At 69.7% G+C, this 24,236-nt stretch carries 26 protein-coding genes; 12 read left to right on the top strand and 14 right to left on the bottom strand.

Features of this window, described 5'->3' with window-relative positions:
* The first annotated feature begins 4 nt into the window (after positions 1–4).
* Positions 5–2,158: a helicase-associated domain-containing protein gene (locus tag G9U51_RS05750; protein ID WP_328823335.1), complete on the top strand. Its 2,154-nt coding sequence runs from the start codon at positions 5–7 to the stop codon at positions 2,156–2,158.
* An 11-nt stretch (positions 2,159–2,169) separates the two neighbouring features.
* Positions 2,170–2,499 (top strand): nucleoside triphosphate pyrophosphohydrolase family protein, encoded by a 330-nt coding sequence (locus G9U51_RS05755; RefSeq protein ID WP_166194534.1) that lies wholly within the window; start codon positions 2,170–2,172, stop codon positions 2,497–2,499.
* Here G9U51_RS05755 and G9U51_RS05760 read toward each other — a convergent pair.
* Entirely contained in the window at positions 2,496–4,460 is a 1,965-nt protein-coding gene (locus tag G9U51_RS05760) for a M13 family metallopeptidase (RefSeq protein WP_166194537.1), read from the bottom strand. The genes G9U51_RS05755 and G9U51_RS05760 overlap by 4 nt on opposite strands.
* A 60-nt stretch (positions 4,461–4,520) precedes the next feature.
* Positions 4,521–5,453: a hydroxymethylglutaryl-CoA lyase gene (locus tag G9U51_RS05765; RefSeq protein ID WP_207948093.1), complete on the bottom strand. Its 933-nt coding sequence runs from the start codon at positions 5,451–5,453 to the stop codon at positions 4,521–4,523.
* 84 nt (positions 5,454–5,537) lie between these two features.
* On the opposite strand from G9U51_RS05765, the gene G9U51_RS05770 reads away from it, so the two are divergent.
* Positions 5,538–7,178, top strand: a complete 1,641-nt coding sequence (locus G9U51_RS05770) for a DNA repair helicase XPB (RefSeq protein ID WP_166194540.1) — start codon at positions 5,538–5,540, stop codon at positions 7,176–7,178.
* Positions 7,179–7,215: 37 nt separating this feature from the next.
* Positions 7,216–7,653 carry an adenylyltransferase/cytidyltransferase family protein gene (locus tag G9U51_RS05775; protein ID WP_166194543.1) on the top strand — a complete coding sequence of 146 codons (438 nt, stop codon included), beginning with the start codon at positions 7,216–7,218 and terminating at the stop codon, positions 7,651–7,653.
* Between the two features lie 11 nt (positions 7,654–7,664).
* On the opposite strand, the gene G9U51_RS05780 is transcribed toward G9U51_RS05775, so the two are convergent.
* The gene (locus G9U51_RS05780) at positions 7,665–9,140 is read right to left on the bottom strand and encodes an NCS2 family permease (protein WP_166194547.1); all 1,476 of its coding nucleotides are present in this window, start codon (positions 9,138–9,140) and stop codon (positions 7,665–7,667) included.
* Positions 9,141–9,194: 54 nt separating this feature from the next.
* Here G9U51_RS05780 and G9U51_RS05785 point away from each other — a divergent pair, with 54 nt between their 5' ends.
* Positions 9,195–9,419 carry a DUF2530 domain-containing protein gene (locus G9U51_RS05785; protein ID WP_328823336.1) on the top strand — a complete coding sequence of 75 codons (225 nt, stop codon included), beginning with the start codon at positions 9,195–9,197 and terminating at the stop codon, positions 9,417–9,419.
* A gap of 14 nt (positions 9,420–9,433) precedes the next feature.
* On the top strand, positions 9,434–10,867 hold the full coding sequence (gene zwf / locus G9U51_RS05790) for a glucose-6-phosphate dehydrogenase (RefSeq protein WP_166194556.1): 1,434 nt from the start codon (positions 9,434–9,436) through the stop codon (positions 10,865–10,867).
* Positions 10,868–10,874: 7 nt separating this feature from the next.
* Here zwf and G9U51_RS05795 read toward each other — a convergent pair whose 3' ends face one another.
* From G9U51_RS05795 to G9U51_RS05815, 5 genes are all read right to left on the bottom strand, one after another.
* A complete protein-coding gene (locus tag G9U51_RS05795) occupies positions 10,875–11,624 on the bottom strand; it encodes a DUF3027 domain-containing protein (protein WP_166194559.1) in 750 nt (249 codons plus the stop codon).
* A gap of 1 nt (position 11,625) precedes the next feature.
* A complete protein-coding gene (locus G9U51_RS05800; protein WP_166194562.1) occupies positions 11,626–12,009 on the bottom strand; it encodes a cold-shock protein in 384 nt (127 codons plus the stop codon).
* Between the two features lie 73 nt (positions 12,010–12,082).
* Positions 12,083–12,685, bottom strand: a complete 603-nt coding sequence (locus tag G9U51_RS05805) for an HAD family hydrolase (RefSeq protein WP_166194565.1) — start codon at positions 12,683–12,685, stop codon at positions 12,083–12,085.
* Positions 12,686–12,722: 37 nt separating this feature from the next.
* Positions 12,723–13,349: a hypothetical protein gene (locus G9U51_RS05810; RefSeq protein ID WP_166194568.1), complete on the bottom strand. Its 627-nt coding sequence runs from the start codon at positions 13,347–13,349 to the stop codon at positions 12,723–12,725.
* A gap of 83 nt (positions 13,350–13,432) precedes the next feature.
* The gene (locus G9U51_RS05815) at positions 13,433–14,041 is read right to left on the bottom strand and encodes a histidine phosphatase family protein (RefSeq protein WP_166194571.1); all 609 of its coding nucleotides are present in this window, start codon (positions 14,039–14,041) and stop codon (positions 13,433–13,435) included.
* A 102-nt stretch (positions 14,042–14,143) separates the two neighbouring features.
* Here G9U51_RS05815 and G9U51_RS05820 point away from each other — a divergent pair, with 102 nt between their 5' ends.
* A complete protein-coding gene (locus tag G9U51_RS05820) occupies positions 14,144–14,629 on the top strand; it encodes a hypothetical protein (RefSeq protein WP_166194574.1) in 486 nt (161 codons plus the stop codon).
* A 500-nt stretch (positions 14,630–15,129) separates the two neighbouring features.
* Here G9U51_RS05820 and G9U51_RS05825 read toward each other — a convergent pair whose 3' ends face one another.
* Both G9U51_RS05825 and G9U51_RS05830 read right to left on the bottom strand, forming a co-directional pair.
* Entirely contained in the window at positions 15,130–16,044 is a 915-nt protein-coding gene (locus tag G9U51_RS05825; RefSeq protein WP_166194577.1) for a 1,4-dihydroxy-2-naphthoyl-CoA synthase, read from the bottom strand.
* Positions 16,045–16,055: 11 nt separating this feature from the next.
* Positions 16,056–16,742 (bottom strand): lysophospholipid acyltransferase family protein, encoded by a 687-nt coding sequence (locus G9U51_RS05830; protein ID WP_166194580.1) that lies wholly within the window; start codon positions 16,740–16,742, stop codon positions 16,056–16,058.
* Between the two features lie 54 nt (positions 16,743–16,796).
* On the opposite strand from G9U51_RS05830, the gene G9U51_RS05835 reads away from it, so the two are divergent.
* Positions 16,797–17,804: an o-succinylbenzoate synthase gene (locus tag G9U51_RS05835; RefSeq protein ID WP_328823337.1), complete on the top strand. Its 1,008-nt coding sequence runs from the start codon at positions 16,797–16,799 to the stop codon at positions 17,802–17,804.
* A 9-nt stretch (positions 17,805–17,813) separates the two neighbouring features.
* Complete coding sequence (locus G9U51_RS05840; RefSeq protein ID WP_166194585.1) at positions 17,814–18,764, top strand: prenyltransferase/squalene oxidase repeat-containing protein; 951 nt, start codon at positions 17,814–17,816, stop codon at positions 18,762–18,764.
* Positions 18,765–18,821: 57 nt separating this feature from the next.
* On the opposite strand, the gene G9U51_RS05845 is transcribed toward G9U51_RS05840, so the two are convergent.
* Together G9U51_RS05845 and G9U51_RS05850 are read right to left on the bottom strand one after the other, a co-directional pair.
* Entirely contained in the window at positions 18,822–19,610 is a 789-nt protein-coding gene (locus tag G9U51_RS05845) for an inositol monophosphatase family protein (protein WP_166194587.1), read from the bottom strand.
* Between the two features lie 4 nt (positions 19,611–19,614).
* Positions 19,615–20,355, bottom strand: coding sequence for an SDR family NAD(P)-dependent oxidoreductase (locus tag G9U51_RS05850; RefSeq protein WP_166194589.1), 741 nt, complete (start codon positions 20,353–20,355; stop codon positions 19,615–19,617).
* A gap of 25 nt (positions 20,356–20,380) precedes the next feature.
* Between G9U51_RS05850 and menE the strand changes: the two genes are divergently transcribed.
* Genes menE through G9U51_RS05865 form a run of 3 tightly spaced genes read left to right on the top strand, consistent with a single transcriptional unit; the run spans position 20,381 to position 23,003 of the window.
* Entirely contained in the window at positions 20,381–21,490 is a 1,110-nt protein-coding gene (gene menE, locus G9U51_RS05855; RefSeq protein ID WP_328823338.1) for an o-succinylbenzoate--CoA ligase, read from the top strand.
* A 42-nt stretch (positions 21,491–21,532) separates the two neighbouring features.
* Positions 21,533–22,417, top strand: a complete 885-nt coding sequence (locus G9U51_RS05860; RefSeq protein ID WP_166194592.1) for a 1,4-dihydroxy-2-naphthoate polyprenyltransferase — start codon at positions 21,533–21,535, stop codon at positions 22,415–22,417.
* A gap of 10 nt (positions 22,418–22,427) precedes the next feature.
* Positions 22,428–23,003: a hypothetical protein gene (locus G9U51_RS05865; protein WP_166194594.1), complete on the top strand. Its 576-nt coding sequence runs from the start codon at positions 22,428–22,430 to the stop codon at positions 23,001–23,003.
* Between the two features lie 3 nt (positions 23,004–23,006).
* On the opposite strand, the gene G9U51_RS05870 is transcribed toward G9U51_RS05865, so the two are convergent.
* On the bottom strand, positions 23,007–23,240 hold the full coding sequence (locus G9U51_RS05870) for a DUF4229 domain-containing protein (protein WP_166194597.1): 234 nt from the start codon (positions 23,238–23,240) through the stop codon (positions 23,007–23,009).
* A gap of 3 nt (positions 23,241–23,243) precedes the next feature.
* Entirely contained in the window at positions 23,244–24,236 is a 993-nt protein-coding gene (gene ccsB, locus G9U51_RS05875; protein WP_166194599.1) for a c-type cytochrome biogenesis protein CcsB, read from the bottom strand.

Here is a 24,236-nt window from a genome sequence, read left to right on the forward strand (position 1 = left end):
GCCGGTGCCCGCCCGCAGCTTCGCCGACGACATCCGTGCGCGCAGCGCCGACCAGCTGACCCGGCTGATCGTGCTGCGCCCCGATGTCGCCCACCCCGCCCCCGCCGACGTGACGGCGCTCGCTGCGCGGGCGGCGACCAGGGGCAGCACGGCGCGAGCGCTAGAAGCACTGCCCGCCGACCGGCTGCGCGTGCTGGAGGCGTTGCTCGTCTCTCCCACCGACGCCGCAGCTCTGCTCGGCGGTGCCGATATCGCCGACGTCGTCGAGGACTTGTGGGATCGCGCGCTCGTGTGGGACAGCCCGGACGGCCGGGTGCCCTCGCGGGCAGTGGGCGAGATCTTGCCCTTCCCGGCCTCCCTCGGTCCCGACCTTCCCGCCCCGGCCGATCTGGCCGAGCGGTATGCCGCCCTGCCCGACGAGGCGCGCCGTCTGCTCGACCGGCTCGCCTGGCAACATCCGCGCGCCACCGTCGAAGGCGTTGTCGCAGAAGGGATCCCGGCTCTCGTTGACGCCGAGCTGGTCGTCCGGGAGGACGACAACACGGTCGTCGTGCCGCGGGCCGTCGCCCTGCACGTGCGCGGCGGCGTGCTGTATGCCGATGGGCTCACCCCACCCGAGCCGGCCGGGCAGATCGTGCAGCAGGTGGATGCCACGGCCGGCATGGCCGCGACGGAGTTGCTCTGGCAGGTCGAGAGCGTCGCACAGTTGTGGGCTGAGGACCCGCCCCGGGTGCTGCGCTCGGGTGGGTTGTCGGTGCGCGACCACCGGCGCACCGCGTCAGCACTCGGGCTGGACACCGAGCATGTCGCGTTCGTGCTCGAAATCGCTAGTGCCGCAGGGCTTTTCGCCGACGACCGGCAGGCTGAGCCGTCCTTCCTGCCCACTCGGGGTTTCGATGACTGGCTGGAGGCCTCCCGCGGTGAGCGCTGGCGCCAGCTGGCCGACGCCTGGTGGCGCACCGTGCGTGCACCCTCGTTGGCCGGTTCCCGCACCGAGGCGGGCACGGTCGTCAACGTCCTCGGTCCGGAGGCGTCCTGGCCGCTGATGCGCACCCGTCGGCACGACGTGCTCACCGTGCTCGGCCGCCTGCCCGTCGACTTCGCCCCGAGCGTGGGTTCGCTCGATGCGCTGCTGCATTGGTCGCGGCCGTTGCGGCTGCCGCCGGGTGCCCCGACGCACACTGGTGTCGTGCTGCGCGAAGCGAGCTGGCTGGGTCTGGTGGCGCATGGCGCGCTGTCGTCGGCCGGTCGCGCGATCGTGGCGGGTGACGACGTCGACCTCGATGAACTGCTGCCCGCGACGGTGGACCGGATGATGGTGCAGGCCGACCTCACCGCGGTGGTGCCGGGGCCGCCCGACGACTCGCTGCACCGCCTCCTCCAGTGCTCCGCTGAGGTCGAATCCCGTGGTGGCGCAACGGTTTACCGCTTCGACGAGGACTCGGTGCGGCGCGCCCTGGACTCCGGCATCGACGCCGCTGAATTGCGCGAGCGACTGACCGCCGCGAGCCTCACTCCGTTGCCGCAGCCGCTCACCTATCTCATCGACGATGTCGCCCGCCGCCACGGTCGGCTGCGTGTCGGTGCCGCAGGCAGCTATCTGCGCTGCGACGATCCCGCCCTCGTGGCGACGCTGCTCGCCGACCCGAGCCTGGGCGCGCTCGGCCTGCGCTCCCTCGCGCCTGGCGTGCTCGTCAGCCGGATGCCGGCCGCCACCCTGCTCGACCTGCTGGCAAGGGCGGGACACAGCGCCCTGGCCGAGACCTCCGACGGCGGGGTCCTCGTCACCACCAGGCAGGACAGCGCCCGCGCTCCCAACCCGGCTCCGCCCGCGCCGGTGGTCACCCGGTCGACCGACAGCGCCGCCGCGTCCGCCCTAGTCGAGCGGCTGATGAGCGCGCAGCAGCGGTCCGCCGAGGCAGCCCGCCCCGGAGAGCCGCGCATCCCGCACACCGAGCCGAGCGACACCCTGTCGATCCTGCAGGAAGCCGCGGCCGACCGGATGCCGGTGTGGATCGGATTCGTCGACGCATCAGGAGATCTCAAGCGCGCGCTCTTCCACCCCGAGCGGGTCGACGGCGGCCGCACGACCGGCCTGGTCGGCGACACCAGGCGCAGCTTTTCGGTCCACCGCATCACCGGCGTCGTGCCCGCCTAGAGTTGCCTGCCGTGGAGCTGAACGACTACCAACAGGCGGCGCTGCGCACGGCCGCGCCGCGCGACAAGCACAACGAGGTCTTCCACCTGCTGCTCGGCCTGGTCGGTGAGACCGGGGAGATCGCCGAGAAGGCCAAGAAGATCGTGCGCGACCGCGACAGCGACTTCACCGCGTGGGACCGCGCCGATCTCACCAAGGAACTCGGCGACACCCTCTGGTATGTCGCCGTCATCGCCGACCACTTCGGCATACCACTGGAGGAGGTCGGCAGCGTCAATATCGCCAAGCTCGCCGACCGCCAGCAGCGCGCGGTGCTCGGCGGCAGCGGTGACAACCGTTAGAAGATCCGGACTTGGTCGTCGGGCGCGAGATACATCCCGTCGCCCTCGGCCACGCCGAACACCTCCTGGAACTCCCGCAGGTTGCGCGCCACATTGGCCCGGCAGTTCATCGGCGCGTGCGGGTCGATCGCGACCAGCCGCTTGGCCTCCTCCGGCCGCGCCTTGCCACACCACACCTGCGCCCAGCCGATGAAGAACCGCTGGTCGCCGGTGAGCCCGTCGAGCTCCGGGGCGGGCGCGGTCTCCTGGGCGATCTGGTAGGCCTTGTAACCGATGGTGAGACCGCCGAGGTCACCGATGTTCTCCCCGACGGTGAGCCCGCCGTTGACCTTGGTGCCCGGGGAGTCAGCCGGCTCCTCCTGGTTGAACTGCTCGATCAGCTTCTGCGCCAACGCATCGAAGCGCTCCCGGTCCTGCGGCGTCCACCAATCGGTGAGGCTGCCGTCGCCGGCGAAGCGCGACCCCTGGTCGTCGAAGCCGTGGCCGATCTCGTGCCCGATGACCGCGCCGATGCCGCCGTAGTTGACCGCGTCGTCGGCATCGGCGTCGAAGAACGGCGGCTGCAGGATCGCGGCCGGGAAGACGATCTCGTTCATCATCGGGTGGTAATACGCGTTGACCGTCTGCGGGCTCATCAGCCACTCGTCGCGGTCGATCGGGCCGCCGATCTTGCCCAGCTCGCGGTCCACCTCGAAGGCCGATGCCCGGGCCACATTGCCGACCAGGTCGTCGCGGTGCACCTCCAGCGCGCTGTAGTCGCGCCACTTGTCCGGATAGCCGATCTTGGTGCGGAACTTGCCGAGCTTGTCCAGCGCCTTCTCCCGGGTCTGCGGGCTCATCCACGGCAGGTCGTCGAAATCGCGCCGGTAGGCCTCGACCAGGTTGTCCACCAGCTGCAGCATGCGTTCCTTGGCATGCGGCGGAAAGTGTTGCGAGACATAGATTTTGCCGACCGCTTCACCGAGAGCGTCCTCGACCAGGCCGACGCCGCGCTTCCACCGCTCGCGCAGCTGCGGCGTGCCCGAGAGGGTCTTGCCGAAGAAGTCGAAATTCTCGTCGACCACCTGCTCGTTCAGGTATGGCGCGAGCGAGGTCACCACTCGCCATACCAGCCAGTCCTGCCACAGCGGAAGCCCGATCTCCTGCAGCGCCGTGGACAGCCCCTCCAGGAATGACGGCTCGTGCACGACGACCTGCGCGAACGATCCGCCGGGCGCCTGCAGCCCCTCCAGCCAGACGTCCCAGTCATAGCCGGGCGCGCGCTCCTTGAGCTCGGCGAGCGTGTGCTTGTTGTAGGTCTTGATCGCATCGCGGGTGGCCACGACATCCCAGTGCTGCCGGGCGATGCGGGTCTCGACCTCCATCACCCGCTCGGCGAAACCCTGCGGGTCCTCGAAACCGAGGCCCTCGGCCTGCCGGGCGATGTGGGCGACATAGGCGTCGCGGACCTCGGCGTAGCTCTCCTCGCGGTAGTAGGACTCGTCCGGCAGACCGATGCCCGCCTGCTCGAGGTAGACGACATACTCCTGCGGGTTCTTCGCGTCGGCGGTGACATAGAAGACGACCGCTCCGCTGACCCCGGTGCGCGCGAGTTCGCCTGCGACACCGAGGAGTTGGCTCACGCTCTTGGTGCCGCGGATGCGCTCGATGGGTGCGTCGAGGGGTGTGCTGCCGAGGCGCTCGATCGCCTCGGTGTCCATGAACGAGGCGTAGAGGTCGCCCACCTTGCGCTCCTCGGTGCCGTCCTCGGCGGTTCCGGAGGATGCCGCCTCGACGATCTGGCGCACGGCCTGCTCGGACTGCTCACGCAACCGGTCGAAGGTCCCGTAGCGCGCGCGGTCGCTCGGGATCTCGGTGTCCTTCACCCACTGGTGGTTGACATAACCGAACAGGTCATCCTGCGGGCGGATCGACGGATCGAGCGTGGCGATGATTCCCGACTTCGGGGCTTCGGCCGGCATGGTGCTCCTTGGGATGTCGTTGTGCTTGGCCTCAACCTATCCCCGACCCGCGCGCGCCGCTCAGGCCCCGGCGAGCGCGCGCACCACGCGCGACGGCGAGGGCCGGCCGAGCTGCTGCGCCATCCAGCCGCTGGTCTGCACCAGCGCGTCCAGGTCCACCCCGGTCTCGATGCCGAGGCCGCGGCACAGCCACACCAGGTCCTCGGTCGCCAGATTGCCGGTGGCGGATTTGGCGTAGGGGCACCCACCCAGGCCCCCGGTCGAGGCGTCGACCACGGTGACCCCGTGCTGCAACGCGGTGAGGGTGTTGGCGAGCGCCTGACCGTAGGTGTCGTGGAAGTGCACCCCGATCAGCTCCGGGCCGATTCCCTTGTCCGCCAACGCTTCCAGCAGCCGTATGACGTGGCCGGCCGTGCCCACCCCGATCGTGTCGCCGAGACTGAGCTGGTCGCAGCCGAGCGCCATGAGGCGCTCACACACCGACACGACCTGCTCGATCGGCACCGGTCCCTCCCAAGGGTCGCCGAAGCACATCGAGACATAACCGCGCACCCACAGCCCGTCGTCCTTGGCCCGCTTGACCACCGGCGCGAACATCTGCAGCGACTCCTCGACCGAGCGGTTGAGATTGCGCTGGGCGAAGGTCTCGGTCGCCGAGCCGAAGACGGCGATGGCACCCACACCGGCCGCGATCGCGTTGTCCAGACCCCGCTCGTTGGGCACCAGCACCGGGCGCGTCGGACCCGTGCCCACGGCGCCCAACTCATCGAGCAGGGCCGGTGCGTCGGCGAGCTGCGGGATCCACGACGGCGGCACGAACGAGGTGGTCTCGATGCTCGAGAGCCCGGCACCCGCCATACGGCGAATGAACTCGGCCTTGACCGGGGTCGGGACGACCGCCTTCTCGTTCTGCAGACCGTCGCGCGCACCGACCTCGTAGATCGTGATGCGGTCCGGCAACCCGGCCATCGGCTCCACCATCGGCAGTGACATGGCTCTCATCCTCGCACCCCGGCTGGAATGCCGCCCCGCCGCGGATCGTTACCCTCTCGGCAGTCTTCAGCGGCAGGGAGCAAGATGACCGACGGACCCCTCATCGTCCAGAGCGACAAGACCGTGCTTCTCGAGGTCGATCACCCGCTCTCGCAGGATGCTCGACACGCGATCGCCGCGTTCGCCGAGCTGGAGCGCGCCCCCGAGCACATCCACACCTACCGGATCACCCCGCTCGGGCTGTGGAACGCCCGTGCCGCCGGCCACGACGCCGAGGGCGTGGTCGACACGCTGATCCGCTACAGCCGCTATCCGGTGCCGCAGGCGCTGCTCATCGACGTCGCCGAGACGATGTCGCGCTACGGCCGGCTCAGCCTGCGCAAGGACGACGCCGGGCGGCTCATCCTGGTCTCCGACGACAAGCCGGTGCTCGAAGAAGTGTTGCGGCACAAGAAGATTGCCCCGCTCGTCGGTGACCGGATCGACGACCTCACCGTGCTGGTGCATCCCTCCGAGCGCGGCGCGATCAAGCAGCAGCTCATCAAGGTCGGCTGGCCGGCCGAGGACGAGGCGGGTTATGTCGACGGTGAGGCCCACGACATCGACCTGCGCCAGGAGGACTGGTCGCTGCGCCCCTATCAGCAGCAGGCCGTCGAGGGCTTCTGGCATGGCGGGTCGGGGGTCGTCGTGCTGCCCTGCGGTGCCGGCAAGACACTCGTCGGCGCCGGCGCGATGGCCGCGGCCAAGGCGACCACGCTCATCCTGGTCACCAATACCGTCTCCGCCCGCCAGTGGCGCGACGAGCTGCTCAAGCGAACGTCGTTGACCGACAACGAGATCGGCGAATACAGCGGCGCTCGCAAGGAGATCCGCCCGGTCACCATCGCGACCTATCAGGTGCTCACCCACAAACGGAAGGGCGTCTTCCCGCACCTCGAGCTGCTCGACGCCCGTGACTGGGGCCTGATCGTGTATGACGAGGTGCACCTCCTCCCAGCCCCGATCTTCCGGATGACCGCCGACCTGCAGGCGAGGCGCCGGCTCGGGCTCACCGCGACCCTCGTGCGCGAGGACGGCCGCGAAGAGGATGTCTTCAGCCTGATCGGGCCCAAGCGCTACGACGCGCCGTGGAAGGACATCGAAACCCAGGGCTATATCGCCCCCGCGGACTGCGTGGAGGTGCGGGTCTCCCTGTCCGACAGCGAGCGGATGGCCTATGCCACCGCCGAGCCGGACGAGCGCTACCGGTTCGCCTCCAGCGCCCCGGTCAAGGACGAGGTGGTCGAGCGGATCGTCGAGCAGCACCGCGGCCAGCCGACGCTGGTCATCGGCCAATATCTCGACCAGCTCGAGGGACTGGCCGCACGGCTCGGTGCCGATCTGATCACCGGCGAGACCGCGGTCGGCATACGGCAGAAGCTGTTCCAGTCCTTCCGCGAGGGCGAGATCTCCCTGCTCGTGGTGAGCAAGGTGGCCAACTTCTCCATCGACCTGCCCGAGGCGAGCGTCGCGATCCAGGTGAGCGGCACCTTCGGGTCCCGCCAGGAGGAGGCGCAACGGCTCGGCCGGGTGTTGCGGCCCAAGGCTGACGGCCGCACCGCGCACTTCTACACCGTGGTCACCCGGGACACCGTCGATGCCGAGTTCGCCGCGCACCGGCAGCGATTCCTCGCCGAGCAGGGCTACGCCTACCGCATCGTCGACGCCGACGATCTCGACGAGTGATCCGGCTCACCACGAGCGCCCGGTATCCTCGCCTGCCATGAAGGTGGTAGTGGTCAGTGGTTACTTCAATCCACTGCACGGGGGGCATCTGGACATGATCGAGTCGGCCGCCAAACTCGGCGACCGGCTGATCGTGATCGTCAACAACGATCGGCAGCAGTTGCTGAAGAAGGGCAAGATCATCCTCGATGAGAGCAACCGGCTGCGGCTGATGCGTGCTCTCAAGGGGGTCGACACCGTCATCCTGTCGATCGACGAGGACCCCACGATCATCCGCACCCTGGCGATGGTGGCCGGGCAATACCCGGGCGACGACCTCATCTTCGCCAACGGTGGTGACCGCGACTCGTCTCAGGCGGTGCCCGAGGCCGCGGTCTGCGAGGAGCACGGCATCACCATGGTGTTCGACGCCGGCGGCACCGCCAAGGCCGACTCCTCGACCCGGATCAACCAGGCCCTCGGCGCCGAGTCCTAGCCGGTCGTCGCCTAGGAGACGCCGGTCAGCTGGCGGATCGGGTCGATCGCGAAATAGGCGATGAAGCAGGCCGAGATGATCCACAGCACCACCGGGATCTCGCGCCACTTGCCGCGGAAGATCTTGATCGCGAAATAGGCGAGCGTGCCCGCGCCGATGCCGACGGTGATCGAGTAGGTGAACGGCATCAGCACGATGGTGAGGAAGGCCGGCAGCGCGATCTCGACGTTCTTCCAGTCGATCTCATCGACCTGACGCATCATCAAGAAGCCGACGAAGACCAACGCGGGCGTCGCCGCCTCGTAGGGGATCACCTCGACCAGCGGGGCGAGGAAGGTCGTGAGCAGGAAGAGCACGCCGGTGACGATCGCCGCCAGGCCGGTGCGCGCGCCCTCGCCGACACCGGAGGCCGACTCGATGTAGCCGGTGTTGGAGCTGACGCCGCCGAAACCACCCGCGGCCGCCGCGACCGAGTCGACGACCAGGATCTTCTGGGTGTCCGGCGGGTTGCCGTTCTCGTCGAGCAGGCCGCCCTCGGCGCCGATCGCGACCATCGTGCCCATCGTGTCGAAGAAGTCGGCGAGCACGAGGGAGAAGACGATCAGCACCGCGGCGATGACGCCCGCCTTGGCGAAGCCGCCGAACAGGTCCACCTGCCCGATCAGGGAGAAGTCCGGAGTCTGTATGACGGAGCTGGGCACCTCGGGCACGTTCAGCCCCCAGGCCCGCGGGTTGAGCAGCTTGCCGGTGGGTCCGAAGCGCGGGCCGATATTGGCGATCGACTCGATGATGATGGCCAGCACGGTCGCGCCCATGATCGCGATGAGGATGGCGCCCTTCACCCGGCGCACGTAGAGCGCGACCAGCAGGAAGAAGCCGACGATGAACACCACGATCGGCCAGCCCTGCAGCCGTCCGTCGATGCCGAGTTGCACCGGCGTCGCGGGCGCGGCCCGGGCGAAGCCGGCGTCGAACACCCCGATGAAGGCGATGAACAGGCCGATGCCCACCGAGATCGCGGTCTTCATCGGCGGTGGCAGCGCCTTGAACGCGGCGACCCGGAAGCCGGACAGCACCAAGGCCAGGATGACCACGCCCTCGAGCACCACCAGACCCATCGCGGCCTGCCAGGTCATGTTGGGCAGCGCGGCGACCCCGAAGGTGACAAAAGCGTTGAGCCCCAAGCCTGTTGCGATCGCCAGTGGGTAGTTGGCGATGGCGCCCATCGCGATCGACATCACCCCGGCCACCAGGGCCGTGCACGCCGCGACGAGCGCGAAGTTGGGCTTGTCGGTGCTGCCGCCGAGGAAGTGCCCGGTGCCGTCCTTGACGCTGCCGATGATCAGCGGGTTGAGCGCGACGATATAGGCCATCGTGAAGAAGGTGACCAAGCCGCCCCGGATCTCGCGCGCCACGGTGGACCCGCGCTCACTGATCTTGAAGTAGCGATCGAGGGCGCTGGACGGGGCGGCGGTGCTGCTCGACATGAGCGCGAGCGTAGGGCTGCGGCGAGCCTTCCCGCTATGGCTAGCCTGGGTGACGTGACCAACACCGCCCCGCCGGAGCCGATGCGCATCGATGTCCTGCGGCTGATCCTGGTCGGCCTCGGCGTCTGGGCGCTCGCGCTTGTGCTCACCCTGGCCGTCCCGGCCCTGCACACCGGCGCGCGGCAGTGGTGGCCGTGGAGTTGCGTGTGCGGGCTGATCCTCGGCGGTCTGGGTTATCTCTATGTATGGCGGGGCCGCGGCAACGCTTCGAGCGCGTGAGAGAAGGTAGGGACATGGCTGCGGATCGTCCGACGACCATCATCTTGTTCGGTGCCACCGGCGACCTCGCTCGCCGCAAACTGCTGCCCGGGCTGCTGCACCTGTTCAACAGCGGTCTGCTCAACGACGTGCGCGTCGTCGGCACCTCGCTGGACGATTTCGACCGGGAGTCGTTCATCGACTTCGCCCGCAAGTCGATCGCCGAGTTCTCCTCCCACCCCGATGTGGAGAAGAACACCGACGCCTTCGCCGAGCGCCTCTACTTCGTGCGCTCCGATGCCGGCCCGGACGCGCTGCGCAAGGTGGTCGAGGAGGCGGAGTCGGCCTTCACCGAGACCCCCCGCCGACTGCACTACCTGTCGGTGCCCCCGAAGGCCGCGCTGTCCGTCATACAGCAGTTGCAGGACGCCGGGCTGGCCGACCGCAGCCGGGTGGTGATGGAAAAGCCGTTCGGCACCGACCTCGCCTCGGCCCGCAAGCTCAACGCCGCGCTGCACGAGATCTTTGATGAATCCCAGATCTTCCGCATCGATCACTTCCTCGGCAAGGAGGCGGCGCTCAACATCCTGGCGTTCCGCTTCGCCAACGGCCTGTTCGAGCCCATCTGGCACCGCAACAACATCCAGCATGTGCAGATCGACGTGCCCGAGACGCTCGGCATCGAGACCCGCGCGAATTTCTACGAGTCCACCGGCGCCTACCGCGACATGGTGGTCACCCACCTGTTCCAGATCCTCGCGTTCACCGCCATGGAACCGCCGACTTCCCTTGAGCCAGAAGCGATTACCGAGGAGAAGAACAAGGTCTTCCGGTCGATGCTGCCGATCTCCACGGGCGATGTGGTGCGTGGCCAGTTCCAGGGTTACCGCCAGCTGGAGGGCGTCGCGCCGGAGTCGGAGACCGAGACCTTCATCGCGCTCAAGTGCCGGATCGACAACTGGCGGTGGGCGGGCGTGCCGTTCTACCTGCGCACCGGCAAGAAGCTCGCCGAGGGCCAGCGGATCATCTCGGTCGCCTTCCGCGAACCGCCCAAGTCGATGTTCCCCGCCGGGTCCGGCGTCTCCCAGCACGGGCCGGACCATCTGACCTTCGACCTCGCCGACAAGGCGCGAATGTCGTTGTCGTTCTACGGAAAACGTCCCGGCCCGGGCTTCCGGCTGGACAAGTTGTCGATGCAGTTCGCGATGAACGAGTCGACCGGCGCGCACGCGGTGCTGGAGGCCTACGAGCGGCTGATCTACGACGCGGTGCGCGGCGACCACACGCTGTTCACCACGGCCGAGGGCATCGAGCGGTTGTGGGAGATCAGCCAGCCGCTGCTCGACAACCCGCCGCCGGTGCGTCCCTACGAACCGGGCTCGTGGGGTCCGAACCAGATCCACCAGCTGATCGCCCCGGCCGCCTGGCGGCTGCCGTTCGAGCGCAAGTGGCGCGAGCCGACGTCCTGACGGCCGGTCAGCCGCCGGTGGTGATCTCGAGGGCGTAGTCGTCGAGGACCGGCGGGTCGATCTGCTCCGGCTTGGGCTGGGCGACGTCCACCTCGCTGTGCGCGCCGCAACCGTGGTCGAGCGAGACCACCTGGCCGTCCGAGGGCGACCATTCGTTGGCGCACACCCCGAACACCGCCCGCAGCGCGCCCGGCATCGGCAGGAAGTAACCGCAGGTCGAGCACGCGCCCGAAGCCTGGGCGGCGACGGACGCGCCCGGGCCGTGCTCGCCGTCATACCACCGGGTGGCCGCGGCGTCGCGCCCCTCGGCTGACAAAACACGCGGGCGGCCGAGCCCGAGCTCGAAGATCGCCATCTGGTCGACGTCCTCGTCACCGGTGGCCTCATAACCCGCCTCCAGCAGCGGGTCGGCCTCGACATATGGCGTGACGTCACCCGGCCGCAGATCGCCAGGGGCGAGGCGGTCGGCATACGGCAGCCACTCGGGCGAGAGCACCGCGGCGTCGCCGGGCAGCAGATTGGTCTCGCAGATCGTGGCGACCTTGCCGCGCGGCACCCGGGCGACCGACACGGCCCAATGCCAGCCGACATAACCCTTGTCGGTGCACGCGAAGGAGTGCATCGCCAGGCGCTCGCCGAGCATCTCGCCACCGAGATGTTCGCCGACCGAGTCCGCGCTCGGCGCAATGGCGATCGCTGCCTCGCGCGCCAGCTCGACGGCGTCGAGCAGCACCTTGTCCGGCTTCACCGCAGGCATCTCAGGCCTCGAGGTCGTCGGCGACGGCGCGCAGCACGGCCGCGACCTTGCCGGCGTTGCGGGAGTCGGGATAGCGGCCGCGGCGCAGGCCGTTGCCGACCCCGTCGAGCAGCTTGATCAGGTCTTCGACGATGACGGCCATGTCGTCGGCGGGCTTGCGGTGACGGGCGGCCAGCGAGGGTGCGGCTTCGAGCACGCGCACCGACAACGCCTCGGCGCCGCGGCGGCCTTCGGCCACCGAGTATTCGATCCGGGTGCCACCCTTGAGCGTGGTGGTGCCGGCGGGCAGCGCTCGCGCGGGCAGGAAGACGTCCTGCCCGTCGTCGCCGGACACAAAGCCGAAGCCCTTGTCCGCGTCGAAGAATTTCACCTTGCCGCTGGGCACGATCCACCTACTCGTTCGTCGAGATACTGCCGCGCAAGGCTAACGCCTCCGCGGCTCGCCTCACGAATCCAATTCAGCGGACCCACCGGTCCGGATCCGGCCCGAGCGCGGTCAGCGACGGTATGACGACCCGCGCGCCGGCCGCTCGCAACCGCGCCTCATCGTGCGGACCGGTGAGCACGCCGACGCCGAGCGCCCCGGCGTCGGTCGCGGCGATCATGTCGCCCTCGTGGTCACCGACATAGGCGATGGTGGCGCGGTCGCGCAGCGGTGCGGCCTTGTCGTGGGCGAAGACACCGCCGGCGATCTCATCCACCGGGATGCCGACGTGGTCGAGCACCTGCCGAACGGCGTCGGCGACCTTGGCGCTCACCACGATCACCCGGTGACCGCCCGCGCGCAGCCCGCTCACCAGCGCGGCCGCCCCGGGCAGCGCGGTCGTGATCGGCACCGCGATCGAGGGATATTCGCGCCGATACTGCCGCGCCGCGTCCTCCAGGACCGGCGCGGGCAGGAAGTGGGCCAGGGTGTCGCGCAACGGGATGCCGATCAGCGGCCACAACTCCTCCTCGGTCGCGTCACCGCCGTGCGCGCGGATCGCCGATTGCATGCAGCGGGCGATGCCGAGCCGGGAGTCGACGAGGGTCATGTCGAGGTCGAAACCGATGGTGCTCATGGTGATCGCACCGTATGCCGACCCCGGTGCGCCTGCGTCAGCGGGTGTTATAGGGCGGCTGACCGCCATACCCGCCGGGGCCGCCATACCCGCCCCACTGAGCGGCCTGCTGCTGCATCCGCCATTGGCTGCGTGCCTTGTTGGAGCCCGTCCAGCGGATGATGCCGATGATGAGCAGGATCAGGCCGAGGACACCGAGCACGAGAGCACCGGCGAAGGCGAAGCCGATCGAGGCGAGGATGTTCTGGGTGACCTTGTCCGACACCGCCTGGGGCAGCACCCGCACCTGGGTGCCGCAGTCGACGGTGTAGCTGCCGGTCTCCGGCGGCGTGAACGAACCGATCTTCGTGGCGGAGGTGTCACCGGAGGAATAACTGGTGGAGGAGTTGGGTCCGCTGACCGACACCTCACCCTGCGGACCGGTCACGGTGCAGTCGGACGCTTCTGTGGTGGAGGTGCTGGAGCTGCCGGCCGCGTAGATGTCCTGGCGCACATTGCCGTCGGCCTGCACGCTCGCCCCCGGGTCGAGCGGCTGGTAGTTCTTGAACTCGTTGGCGAGACCGGCCACACCGATGAAGGTGCCACCGAAGAAGATGATCGGGGCCAACACCAACATGATCGCGCCGATGATCGTCATCGCGCGGCCCTTGCGTTTGGGTTCCACGGCTGTGCTCCTCCCCTGGCGCACGGTGCGCCGGTTCATTGTCACGCACTGCGACGCGCCAGGCGAGGTGTTGGTTCATCCCCTCAGACCACCGACTTATCGGTCGAGCCCGGCCAGGAGATCACCCGCCATTGCTCGCCGTCGACCTCGACCTCGGCCGGCACGCAATTGGGCAGGAAGCGTTGAGCCGCCAGGTCGTCGCGCACATTGACCGACAGCCGAGGTATGACGAGGGACATCACCCCGCCGTGGCTGAAGACCAGGGCGGTGCCGTCTGCGGTGGCGTCGGCGACCTCGTCCAGACCGATCCGGTAGCGGTCCACCACCTGCTGCCCGGTCTCCCCGCCAGGCAATCCCTGGGAGAGGTCACCCGCCAGCCAGGCGTTGAAGACCTGTTGCGGGCGCGGATCGCCATACGGCAGACCGGCATACTGCCCGACCGAGTACTCCTGCAGGCCGTCGACGACCTGCGCGGACACTCCGAGGATGGCGGCAGCCCGCCGGGCTGACTCGACCGCCCGCTGCATCGTGGAGGAGTAGACGCCGGTGACGCCACGGCCGGTCAGCGAGCGGGCGAGCTCGTCGACCTGGGCCTTGCCCTTGTCGGTGAGCCAACCACCCTCATCGGACAGCACTCCGCGGACCGGATAGTCCGCGTCACCGTGGCGGGTGACCAGCAGTCGCGTCGTCATGGTGGCAAAAGGTAGCGCCCGCCACACCTCGCAAACACCCGCAAGCCCCTGGTGGCGCCCTAACCTGGAACCAGTCCCACCATCGACCAAGGAGTTTCGTTCATGGCCGTTCTCGGTGTTTTCTTGCTCATCCTGGCCGCATTGCTGACCCTGTGGGCGATCTTCGCCGGAGGGACCTCAGGACCATCGATCGACAAGTCGATCCTCGGCATCGACCTCAACGTCAGCCCGCTCACGATGTTCGTCGCCGGTGCGATCGCGCTGGCGCTCGTCTGGGCCGCGACGCGCGCCTTCGTCGCCGGCGGCAAGCGCGGCCTGCGCCGCCGCCGCGAGCGCAAGGAGCTCGTGCGCGAGCGCGACAGTGCGCTCAGCGACCGCGAAGCGGCCCGCGAGCGTGACCAGGTCGCTCCCGCCGACAGCCGTGGGTATGACAACCGTGGGTATGACGACCGCGCCGCCACCGACTCGCGCGCGGGCTACGCCGACGACCACCGTGCCGGTTACCCCGACGACACGCGCGCGGGCTATGGCGACGCCGCGCACCGCGACGGCCGGGGCGACCTCCCCCGCGACGACCGGCTGCGCTGACCAGAAGCACACCGACGAGGGCACCCGGGACCATCCGGGTGCCCTCGTCGCGTTCACTGCCCAGTTGGGCGTTTTGTGTCACCGCCGCCGCCCGAACAAGGCACCGATCGCCCAGTTGGGCGTTTTGTGTCACCCCCGCCGCCCGGACCCGGCACCCATCGCCCACTTGGACGTTTTGCGTCACCGCCGCCGCCCGAACCCGGCACCGATCGCCCAGTTGGGCGTTTTGCGCCAGCCGCACCGCCCGAACAAGGCACCGATCGCCCACTTGGGCGTTTTGTGTCACCGCCGCCGCCCCGAACTCGGCACCCATCGCCCACTTGGGCGTTTTGCGTCACCCCCGCCGCCCGGACCCCGCACCGATCGCCCACTTGGGCGTTTTGCGCCAGCCGCTCCGCCCGAACAAGGCACCGATCGCCCAGTTGGGCGTTTTGTGTCACCGCCGCCGCGCGAACGAGGCACCGATCGCCCACTTGGGCGTTTTGCGCCAGTGAGGCGGCTCAGAAATACCAGGGGAAGGGCGACCAGTCGGGGTCGCGCTTCTGCAGGAACTGGTCGCGGCCCTCGACGGCCTCGTCGGTCATGTACGCCAACCGGGTCGCCTCGCCGGCAAACACCTGCTGACCCATCAGCCCGTCGTCGGTGAGATTGAACGCGAACTTCAGCATCCGTTGTGCCTGCGGCGATTTGCCCATGATCTCGCGCGCCGCTTGGAGCGACTCGGTCTCGAGCTCGGCGTGGTCGGCGACGAGGTTGACCGCGCCCATCCGGTGCATGTCCTCGGCGGTGTAGGTGCGCCCGAGGAAGAAGATCTCGCGTGCGAACTTCTGCCCGACCATTTTCGCGAGGTATGCCGACCCGTAGCCCGCGTCGAAGCTGCCGACGTCGGCGTCGGTCTGCTTGAACCGGGCGTGCTGCCGGCTGGCGATCGTCAGATCGCACACCACGTGCAGCGAGTGACCGCCGCCGGCCGCCCAGCCCGGCACGACCGCGATGACGATCTTGGGCATGGTGCGGATCAGCCGCTGCACCTCCAGGATGTGCAACCGCCCACCCTCGGCCTTGACCCGGCGCTCGTCAACGGTGTCGGCGGTGTCGCCGTCGGCATACTGATAACCGCTGCGGCCGCGGATGCGTTGATCGCCACCGGAGCAGAACGACCACTTGCCCGTCTCGCTCGGACCATTGCCGGTGAGCAGCACCACGCCGACATCAGGGGTGCGGCGCGCATGGTCCAGTGCCCGATAGAGCTCATCGACGGTGTGCGGCCGGAAGGCGTTGAGCACCTCGGGCCGGTCGAAGGCGATCCGCACGCAGCCGAGGTCCTTGGCGCGGTGGTAGGTGATGTCGGTGAAGTCGAAACCCTCGACCTCATCCCACTGGGAGGCGTCGAAGGGCTGGTCAGCGTCGGTCACGATGTCCGACCCTAGTGTGCCTGCAGCGCAGCGAGGCGGCGCTGTCGTCGATATTCGCCTTGCGCCCGCACGACCTGGGCGCGGATCGCCGCCATGATCACCGCGGTCGCCTCCTGCGCGGCCCGCTCGTCGGTGCGGCCGGCATACGCGCTGAGGTCGACCGGTTCGCCGACGCACAAGCAGGCGGTATGCCGGTGCCACCGGTGTGCTCGCCCCTGCTTCGGACCCCACGTGCCGACCGGGATCACCGGCACGGCGGGATGCAGCAGGGCGAGGCGAGCCGCGCCGGTGCGGCCCGGGCCGGGCATCTGGTCGGGTGCGTCGGTGAGGCGACCCTCGGGATAGAGCGCGACCACGCGACCGGCGGCGAGTTGCTCGCTCGCACCGGCGAGCGCCTCGGCGGCGGACGCCGTGCCCCGCGCCACGGGGATCTGGCCGGTGCCCCGAGCGAGCCAGCCGATCACCGGCCAGCTGAACACCTCGCGCATCGCCAGGAAATGGGGGAACCGCCGGTGCCCCAGCACCAGCCGCGCGACCGCCAGCGGCTCGGTCGTCGTCAGGTGGTTGGCGACGATGATCACCGGACCGTCCGACGGGATCGCGTCGCTGATGCCAAACCGCACGCGATGCGCGAGCTGCGAACCGAGCCAGACCACCGCGATGCCCGCGGCGTGCTTGAGGAGTCGGTCTGGTCGCATGTGCTTATCGTGCGGGCCAGCGGCGTCGCGCGCCACCGTCCTACCATCGACAGCGTGCCTCTGCCCTCCCTCGACGATCTGCTCGCGACCCTCCGCGTGGTCCGCTTGCCGCTGAACACGAAGTTTCGCGGAGTCACCTATCGCGAGGTTGCAATCATCGACGGCCCTTGTGGCACAGGCGAATTCGCACCCTTCATCGAGTACGGCCCAGCGGAAGCCTCCCGCTGGCTGGGTGCCGCGATCGAGGCGGCGTATGCCGGGTGGCCGCCTCCTGTGCGCGATCGGGTGCCGGTCAACGCGACCGTGCCGGCGGTGTCCGCGGCCGAGGTGCCGGCCGTGATCGCGCGGTATGACGGCTGCCGCACCGCGAAGGTCAAGGTCGCTGAAGCGGGTCAGTCGCTCACTGACGACCTGGCCCGGGTGGCCGCGGTGCGCGAGGTGATGGGCCGCGATGCGAAGGTGCGGGTGGACGCCAACGGCGGCTGGTCGGTCGACGACGCGCTCGCCGCGCTCGGCCGGCTCTCGGCCTTCGACCTGGAGTATGCCGAGCAGCCCTGCGCCTCGGTCGAGGAGCTCGCCTCACTGCGAATGTCATTGGCGCGCAACGGGATCGACCTGCCGGTGGCGGCTGACGAGTCGATCCGCAAGGCGGACGACCCGCTGCGGGTGGCCCGGCTCGGCGCCGCCGACATCGCGGTGGTCAAGGTCGCGCCGATGGGCGGGGTGCGGCCTGCGCTGACCGTCGCCCAGCAGGCCGGCCTGCCGGTCGTGGTGTCGAGCGCGCTCGACACCAGCGTCGGCATGGCCGCCGGCGTGGCGCTGGCCGCCGCCCTTCCGAGGCTGGAACACGCCTGCGGCCTCGGCACCATCGAGCTGTTCGAGGGTGATGTGGTGACCGATTCGCTTGTGCCACAAGGAGGTTCGCTGCCCGTCATACGTCCCGAGGTGGATCCCGCGCTGGTCGCACGGTGGGCCGCACCGACCGACCGCGCAGACTGGTGGCGCGAGCGGGTGCGCGCGGCATACCCGATCTGGAAGGCGACCGTCCGCAACGGCTCCTAACCTGCGGCCATGACGACGACTGAATGGCTGCTCGACGCGGACCCGGCGATCCGCTGGCAGGTGATGCGCGATCTCACCGACGCCCCCGCAAACGAGGTGGCTGCCGAGCGCGCGAGAGTGGCGACCGAGGGCTGGGGCCGGCGGCTGCTCGACCTGCAGGTCAACGGTCAGTGGGCCGACGGCGCGTGCTTCCCCGGGGAGGACTGGCAGCCTTCGCCCGAAGTCACCGGCGATCCGGACGCGCAGCCGTGGACCGCGACGCTGCCGACCCTGCGGCTGCTGCGCGAGTTCGGCATCGACCCCGCCGACCCGCGGGTGCGCGCCGCCGTCGAGGGTGTCCGCGAGCACGCGCGCTGGGAGTATGCCGGTGAGCCCTTCTTCGACGGCGAGGTCGAGCCGTGCATCAACGGCGGCACGGTCGCGCTCGGTGCCTACTTCGGTGGTGTCGACATGACTCCGCTCGTGCAGCGCCTGATCGGCGAGCAGCTGCCGGATGGCGGCTGGAACTGCGAGGCCGAGCGCGGCTCGACCCGGTCGTCATACCACTCGACGATCTGCGTGCTCGACGGCTTGGCGGAATACGAACGGGCCGGCGGCAGCCTCGAAGTGAGCGAGGCCCGGCAGCGCGGCGAGGAATATCTGCTCGAGCGCGGCCTCTTCCGGCGGCTGAGCACCGGCGAGGTGGCCGACGAGGAGTTCCTGCGGTTCGCCTTCCCCACCCAGTGGCATTACGACCTGCTGTGGGGCCTGGATTACTTCCGCTCGCTCGGCGGCGCGCCCGATCCGCGACTCGGCGACGCGATCGAGCTGGTGCGAGCGGCGCAGCAGCCGGATGGCCGCTGGCTGCTCGGCGCCACCCACCCGGGGTTGGTGCACTTCGCGTTGGAGGCCGAGGGGAGCCCGAGCCGCTGGATCACCCTGCGCGCGCTGCGCGTGCTGCGGTGGTCTGACGGGGCCTGACGTGACGTCTCGCGATGCATTACTGACGTTTCGCGATGCATTACTGACGTTTCGCGGTTAGGCGGTCCAGGCGGTGTCGTCGGCGAGCGCCGAGCACACTCGCTCGTAGGTCGCCCGGTCGCCGGCCGCGATGATCGGCGTCTGCAGCGAGGTCGGGTCGTATGCCGACCCGTCGGCATAGCCCACGACGCCGCCCGCCTCGGTGAGCACGAGCGAACCCGGCGCGTGGTCCCAGGGCATCGACCCGCCATACAGCAGGAAGTCGGCGTCGCCCTCGGCGATATGCGGATAGTCCACCCCGCAGCACACCCAGGACAGATCGAGCGCGGGCAGGCCACCGATGCGCTTGCCGAGCATCGCCCGGCGCGAGGTGCGACCGTGCAGGTCGTCCGGCGACCGCGGAATCGAAGGCAGCGCGACACCATTGCGGGTCGCCCCCGCATCGCGCTCGGCGACATAGGCCGCCTGGTGCTCCGGTTGCCAGATGAACGCCCGCATCACCGAGGAGCCGCGCATCTCGGCGACCATCAGCGCATGGTCGGGCGAGCCGTGCACGAAGTTCTTGGTGCCGTCGATCGGGTCGACGGTGAACCAGTGGTCGACTCCCGAAACCCGTTGCAGGATCGACGGATCCGCCGACACCGCCTCCTCCCCGACGATCAGCGCATCGGGATAGGCCGCCTGCAGCCGGCGGGTGATCTCGACCTCCGCCTCCCGGTCGGCGACGGTGACCAGGTCGCCGGGATTCTTCTCCATGATCTGGTCCGCGCGCAGCGAACGGAAACGTGGGGTGACGATGGTGGCGGCGACCTCCTGGAGCAGCTCCAGGACCGCGTCGTTGTCCATGGCCTCAACTATGCCGGTGCAGCTTGTGCACCGCGGCTTGGGCCCTCGGCCGGACCATCAACGGGTCGATATTGACGTGCTCCGGCCGGCTCGCCGCGAACGCCACGCATTCGGCGACATCCTCCTGCTGGAGGGGATCGACGACCCCGGCATACACCGCCTCGGCCTTGGCCGCGTCGCCGCGATAGCGCACCAGGGAGAACTCATCGGAGTGCACCAGCCCCGGGTCGATCTCGCACACCCGCACCGGCTGGTCGAAGACCTCCAGCCGCAGCGACTGCATCAGCGCGCGCACCGCGTGCTTGACGCCGGTGTATCCCGCGCCGCCCTCGTAGGCGACGTGGCCGGCATACGACCCGATGGTGATGATCACGCCATGTGCCGCGATCAGCGCGGGCAGCAGCGTCTGGATCGAGGCGGCGACGCCGATGACGTTGGTCTCGTACATCGCGCGCCAGTCGTCGAAATCAGCCTCCGCAACGGTCTCGGTGCCGAAGGCGCCGCCCGCATTGGCGACGAGCACGTCCAGCCGGTCGCCGGTCTCGGCGGCCAGCCGCGCGATGTCCTCGGCCTTGGTCACATCGCAGGTCACCGCACGGCCGCCGATCTCGGCGGCGAGGGCCTCGATCCGGTCGGTGCGCCGGGCCGCACAGATCACCTCGAAGCCGTCGGCCGCCAGCCGTCGCGCCGACGCCCGTCCGATCCCGCTGCTCGCCCCGGTCACCACTGCCAGTCGTCTGCTCACGGGTCCCCAGCCTAGGCTGCCGGTCGTGACGCGTTTGATCCCGTATGACGTGAGCGGGCCGGGTTATCGGGACGCGCTGGCTGCCGCTGTTGACGGCGGCGGCCCGGCGCTCGCTCCGTTCACCGGGACCGCGCCGATGCTGCCGGACGAGGTGCCGGACGGCACGGCACTCGTGGTGTCGACCTCCGGCTCGACCGGCACCCCGAAGCGGGCAATCCTCAGCAGGGACAACCTGATCGCGAGCGCCGATGCCACGCACGAGCGGCTCGGCGGCCCGGGAGTGTGGCTGTTGCCGATGCCCGCGCAGCACATCGCCGGCACCCAGGTGCTGGTGCGCAGCATCCGCGCCGGGACCCAGCCGATCGTGCTCGAGCGGTGGTCCGAGGCGGAGTTCGTGGCGGCGACCGGGGGGCTCGACGGACCGCGGCGTTACACCGCGATCGTGCCCACCCAGCTGCGCCGGCTGCTGGCCGACGACGCTGGCCGGTCGGCGCTGCTGTCCTTCGACGGCGTGCTGATCGGCGGGGCGGCGACCGACCCGCGGCTGCTGGCCGAGGCCCTCGACGCCGGCGTGCGCGCGCTCACGACCTATGGCATGAGCGAGACCGCCGGTGGGTGCGTCTATGACGGAATCCCGTTGCGAGACACCACGATCGGCCTCGACGACGGTCAGATCGTGCTGCGGGGACCGACGATCGCCCAGGGCTATCTCGGCGATCCGGAGCGCACCGCGGCGGCCTTCGAGGACGGGCCTCCGCGCGGCTTCCGCACCGGCGACCTCGGCGAGTTCGGGACCGATGGCAGGCTGCGCGTGCTCGGCCGCGCCGACGATCTGATCATCACCGGCGGTCTCAAGGTCGCACCCCGCGTCGTCGAGGAGGCCGCCCGCACCCTGGAGGGCGTCCACGAGGCATGCGCCCTCGGGCTGCCCGACGACGAATGGGGACACGCGGTGGGCCTGGCCGTGGTCGCCGACCACCCGTGGACCACGGCCGCGGCGCGGGCAGCGCTACGCGACCAGCTGCCGGCATACGCCTTGCCGCGACGGCTGCTCAACCTGGCCGCCCTGCCGCTGCGAGGGCCGGGCAAACCGGACCGTCGTGCCTTGGCTGCCGCGACCGGGTGGCAAACTTAGCGAGCCCCCGACCACCCGATCAGCAAGGAGCACGGCGCAGCCATGGCCACCCTCCAGCAATGGACCGCCGGAGCCCGGCCCCGCACCCTGCCCGCAGCCGTCGCGCCCGTCGCGGTCGGCACCGGCTCGGCATACGTGATGAAGCACGCCAACCCGGGCTATGCCGTTCTCGCCCTCCTCGTCGCGGTGCTGCTGCAGATCGGGGTGAACTACGCCAACGACTATTCCGATGGCGTGCGCGGCACCGACCACAGCCGGGTCGGGCCGGTCCGCCTCGTCGGACAGGGCCTGGCCACCGCCAAGAACGTCAAGCTGGCCGCCTTCATCAGCTTCTTCTGGGCGGCGATGTGCGGGCTCGCGCTGGTGGCGCTGAGCAACACCTTCTGGCTGATCCTGGTCGGCATCGCCTCGATCTGGGCGGCGTGGAAGTACACCGGCGGCAACAATCCCTACGGCTATCTCGGCCTGGGTGAGGTTTTCGTCTTCTGCTTCTTCGGCCTGGTGGCCACCCTCGGCACGACCTACACCCAGGCGCACCGGATCGACGCGACCAGCGTGCTCGGCGCGGTCGGCGTCGGTGCGGTCGCCTGCGCGATCCTGGTGGTCAACAACCTGCGTGACATCCCCGGTGACACTGCGGCGGGCAAGCGCACCCTGGCGGTGCGCATCGGTGACCGCGCGACGCGAGCGCTCTTCGTTGCCTTCTTCGTGGTGGCGCTGGCCTGCGTCGGTGTGACGGCCTTCATCCACCCGTTTGCCGCGATCGGCGCCCTCGGTCTGCTCCCGGCGGTCCCCGCGATGAAGCGGGTGTTGGAGGGCGCCCGGGGCCGCGACCTGATCCCCGCGCTGTCCGCGAGCGGCCTGGCGTCCCTGCTGTATGGCGTGCTCTTCGGCCTCGGTCTCTATCTCACCTACCGTCTCGGCTGAGAGGTCCACCATGCCCGACCTGGTCCTGCGCACCCCGGCCCGCAAGGTCGTGCTGTTCATCGTCCTCGTGGTGGTGATGACGCTCGCCTCGGTCGTGACGCTCTTCAGCGAGTACGCGCCATTCGGCATCCTCGGGATCCTGTTTTTCGGTGTCCTCGGCTCGTTCGCGGCCTACAAGCAACTCAGAGACCGCACGGTCGTCCGGGGCACGCCGACGGCGCTGCAGATCGTCGGCACCGACCCGCTGCCCTGGCACAACGTGGAGTCCATCGGTGTCGCGATGATCCCCGGTGGCCCGCGGCCCATGCCGGGCCTCGGGGTGCGCATCGGCGACCTGGACCAGTGGACGGCCTCGCTGTCCGAATCCGGCCTGAAAGGCATGCGGCGCGCCGCGAAGGCCGGCCGGATGCTCGGGTGCCCGCCGGCCAAGGGCGACCCGGCGGTGTGGGTGCCGGCCGTGATGCGGTGGACCCGCGATATGTCCGGCGGTTACGACCTCACCGTGCCGCCCTTGCGGCTGCCGGCCCCGGCCGAGCAGGTCGTCGAGCAGGTCCGCGGCTACGCCCAGCAGGTTGCTCCGCGCTAAGCGCTATTCGTCCTCGTCCTCGAGGGTGCGGTGCTGGTCGGCCTTGAGCCGCTTGTCCGCCACCCGTTGCTCGATCTGCGCGGCGAACTGCTCACGGGGCCCGCGCAAGGCCACCAGCGACACGATCGAGGAGGCCACCGCGGCGATCAGCAGCAGCGGCCAGCCGCGCAGCCCGAGGAACCAGCACACGATGAGCACCCCGAAGAACAGCAGGATGCGCAGCAGCGTGTAGCGCACGCCTCACATCCCCGAATACGAGTGCTGACCGACGAAGTACACGTTGACGATGCCGTAGTTGATCAGCACGCAGGCGAAGCCGGCCATCGCGACCCACGCTGCCTTGCGGCCCGACCAGCCCGCGGTCATCCGGGCGTGCAGGTAGGCGGCATACAGCACCCAGATCACCAGGGTCCAGACCTCCTTGGGGTCCCAGCCCCAGTAACGACCCCAGGCCTTGTCCGCCCAGATCGCCCCCGCGATCAAGGTGAAGGTCCACAGCGGGAAGGCGACGATCAAGACGCCGTATGCCGTCCGGTCGAGCGTGGCCGCGTCCGGCACCGAGCGCAGGAAGCCGAAGCGGCGCAGGCCACCGTCCTCGCGCTTGGCCTGCAGGAAATACAGCAGGTGCACCGCGGCGGCCAGGATGAACAGGCCGACCGACAAGGTGGCCACGGTGACGTGGATCGACAGCCACGGGCTTTGCAGCGAGGGCATCAGCTGGGAGGCGGCGGTGTAGAAGATCAGGGCCGCGGCCATCTGCACGAGCACCACCGCGCCGGTGACGAAGGCGCCGAGCCAGCGCACGTCGCGCCGCAGCGACCACAGCAGGTAGCAGACCATCGCGAAGGAGGAGCCGGCGAGCGCGAATTCGTACATATTGCCCAGCGGCGGGCGCATCACCGACAGGCCGCGGGTGAGCACCGCACCGAGCAGCAGGAAGGTGCCAAGCCAGGCCAGCGACATCCCGATGCCGGCCCACTGCCGCTTCTCCGGGACCTCGGCCGGAGCCTCGACCTGGGTGAGGACGGCGGTGTCGCCACCGTCGGCAGCGACAGCGGTGGCCGCCTGCTCGCGCCGGGCGGCGGCGCGCGCCTCCCGGCCCGGGCCACCGGCGAGGTCGACGCAGAAAGCCAGCATCGCCAGGGCGAGCACGGCCGCCGAGGACCACAGCAGGTGGCCGGAGGTCATCGACAGGCTCGGGTTCGCGGCGTCGGCCGCGGCCAGAGTGGTCAT

This window comes from Metallococcus carri (assembly GCF_011440275.1).
GTDB lineage: Bacteria > Actinomycetota > Actinomycetes > Actinomycetales > Dermatophilaceae > Metallococcus > Metallococcus carri.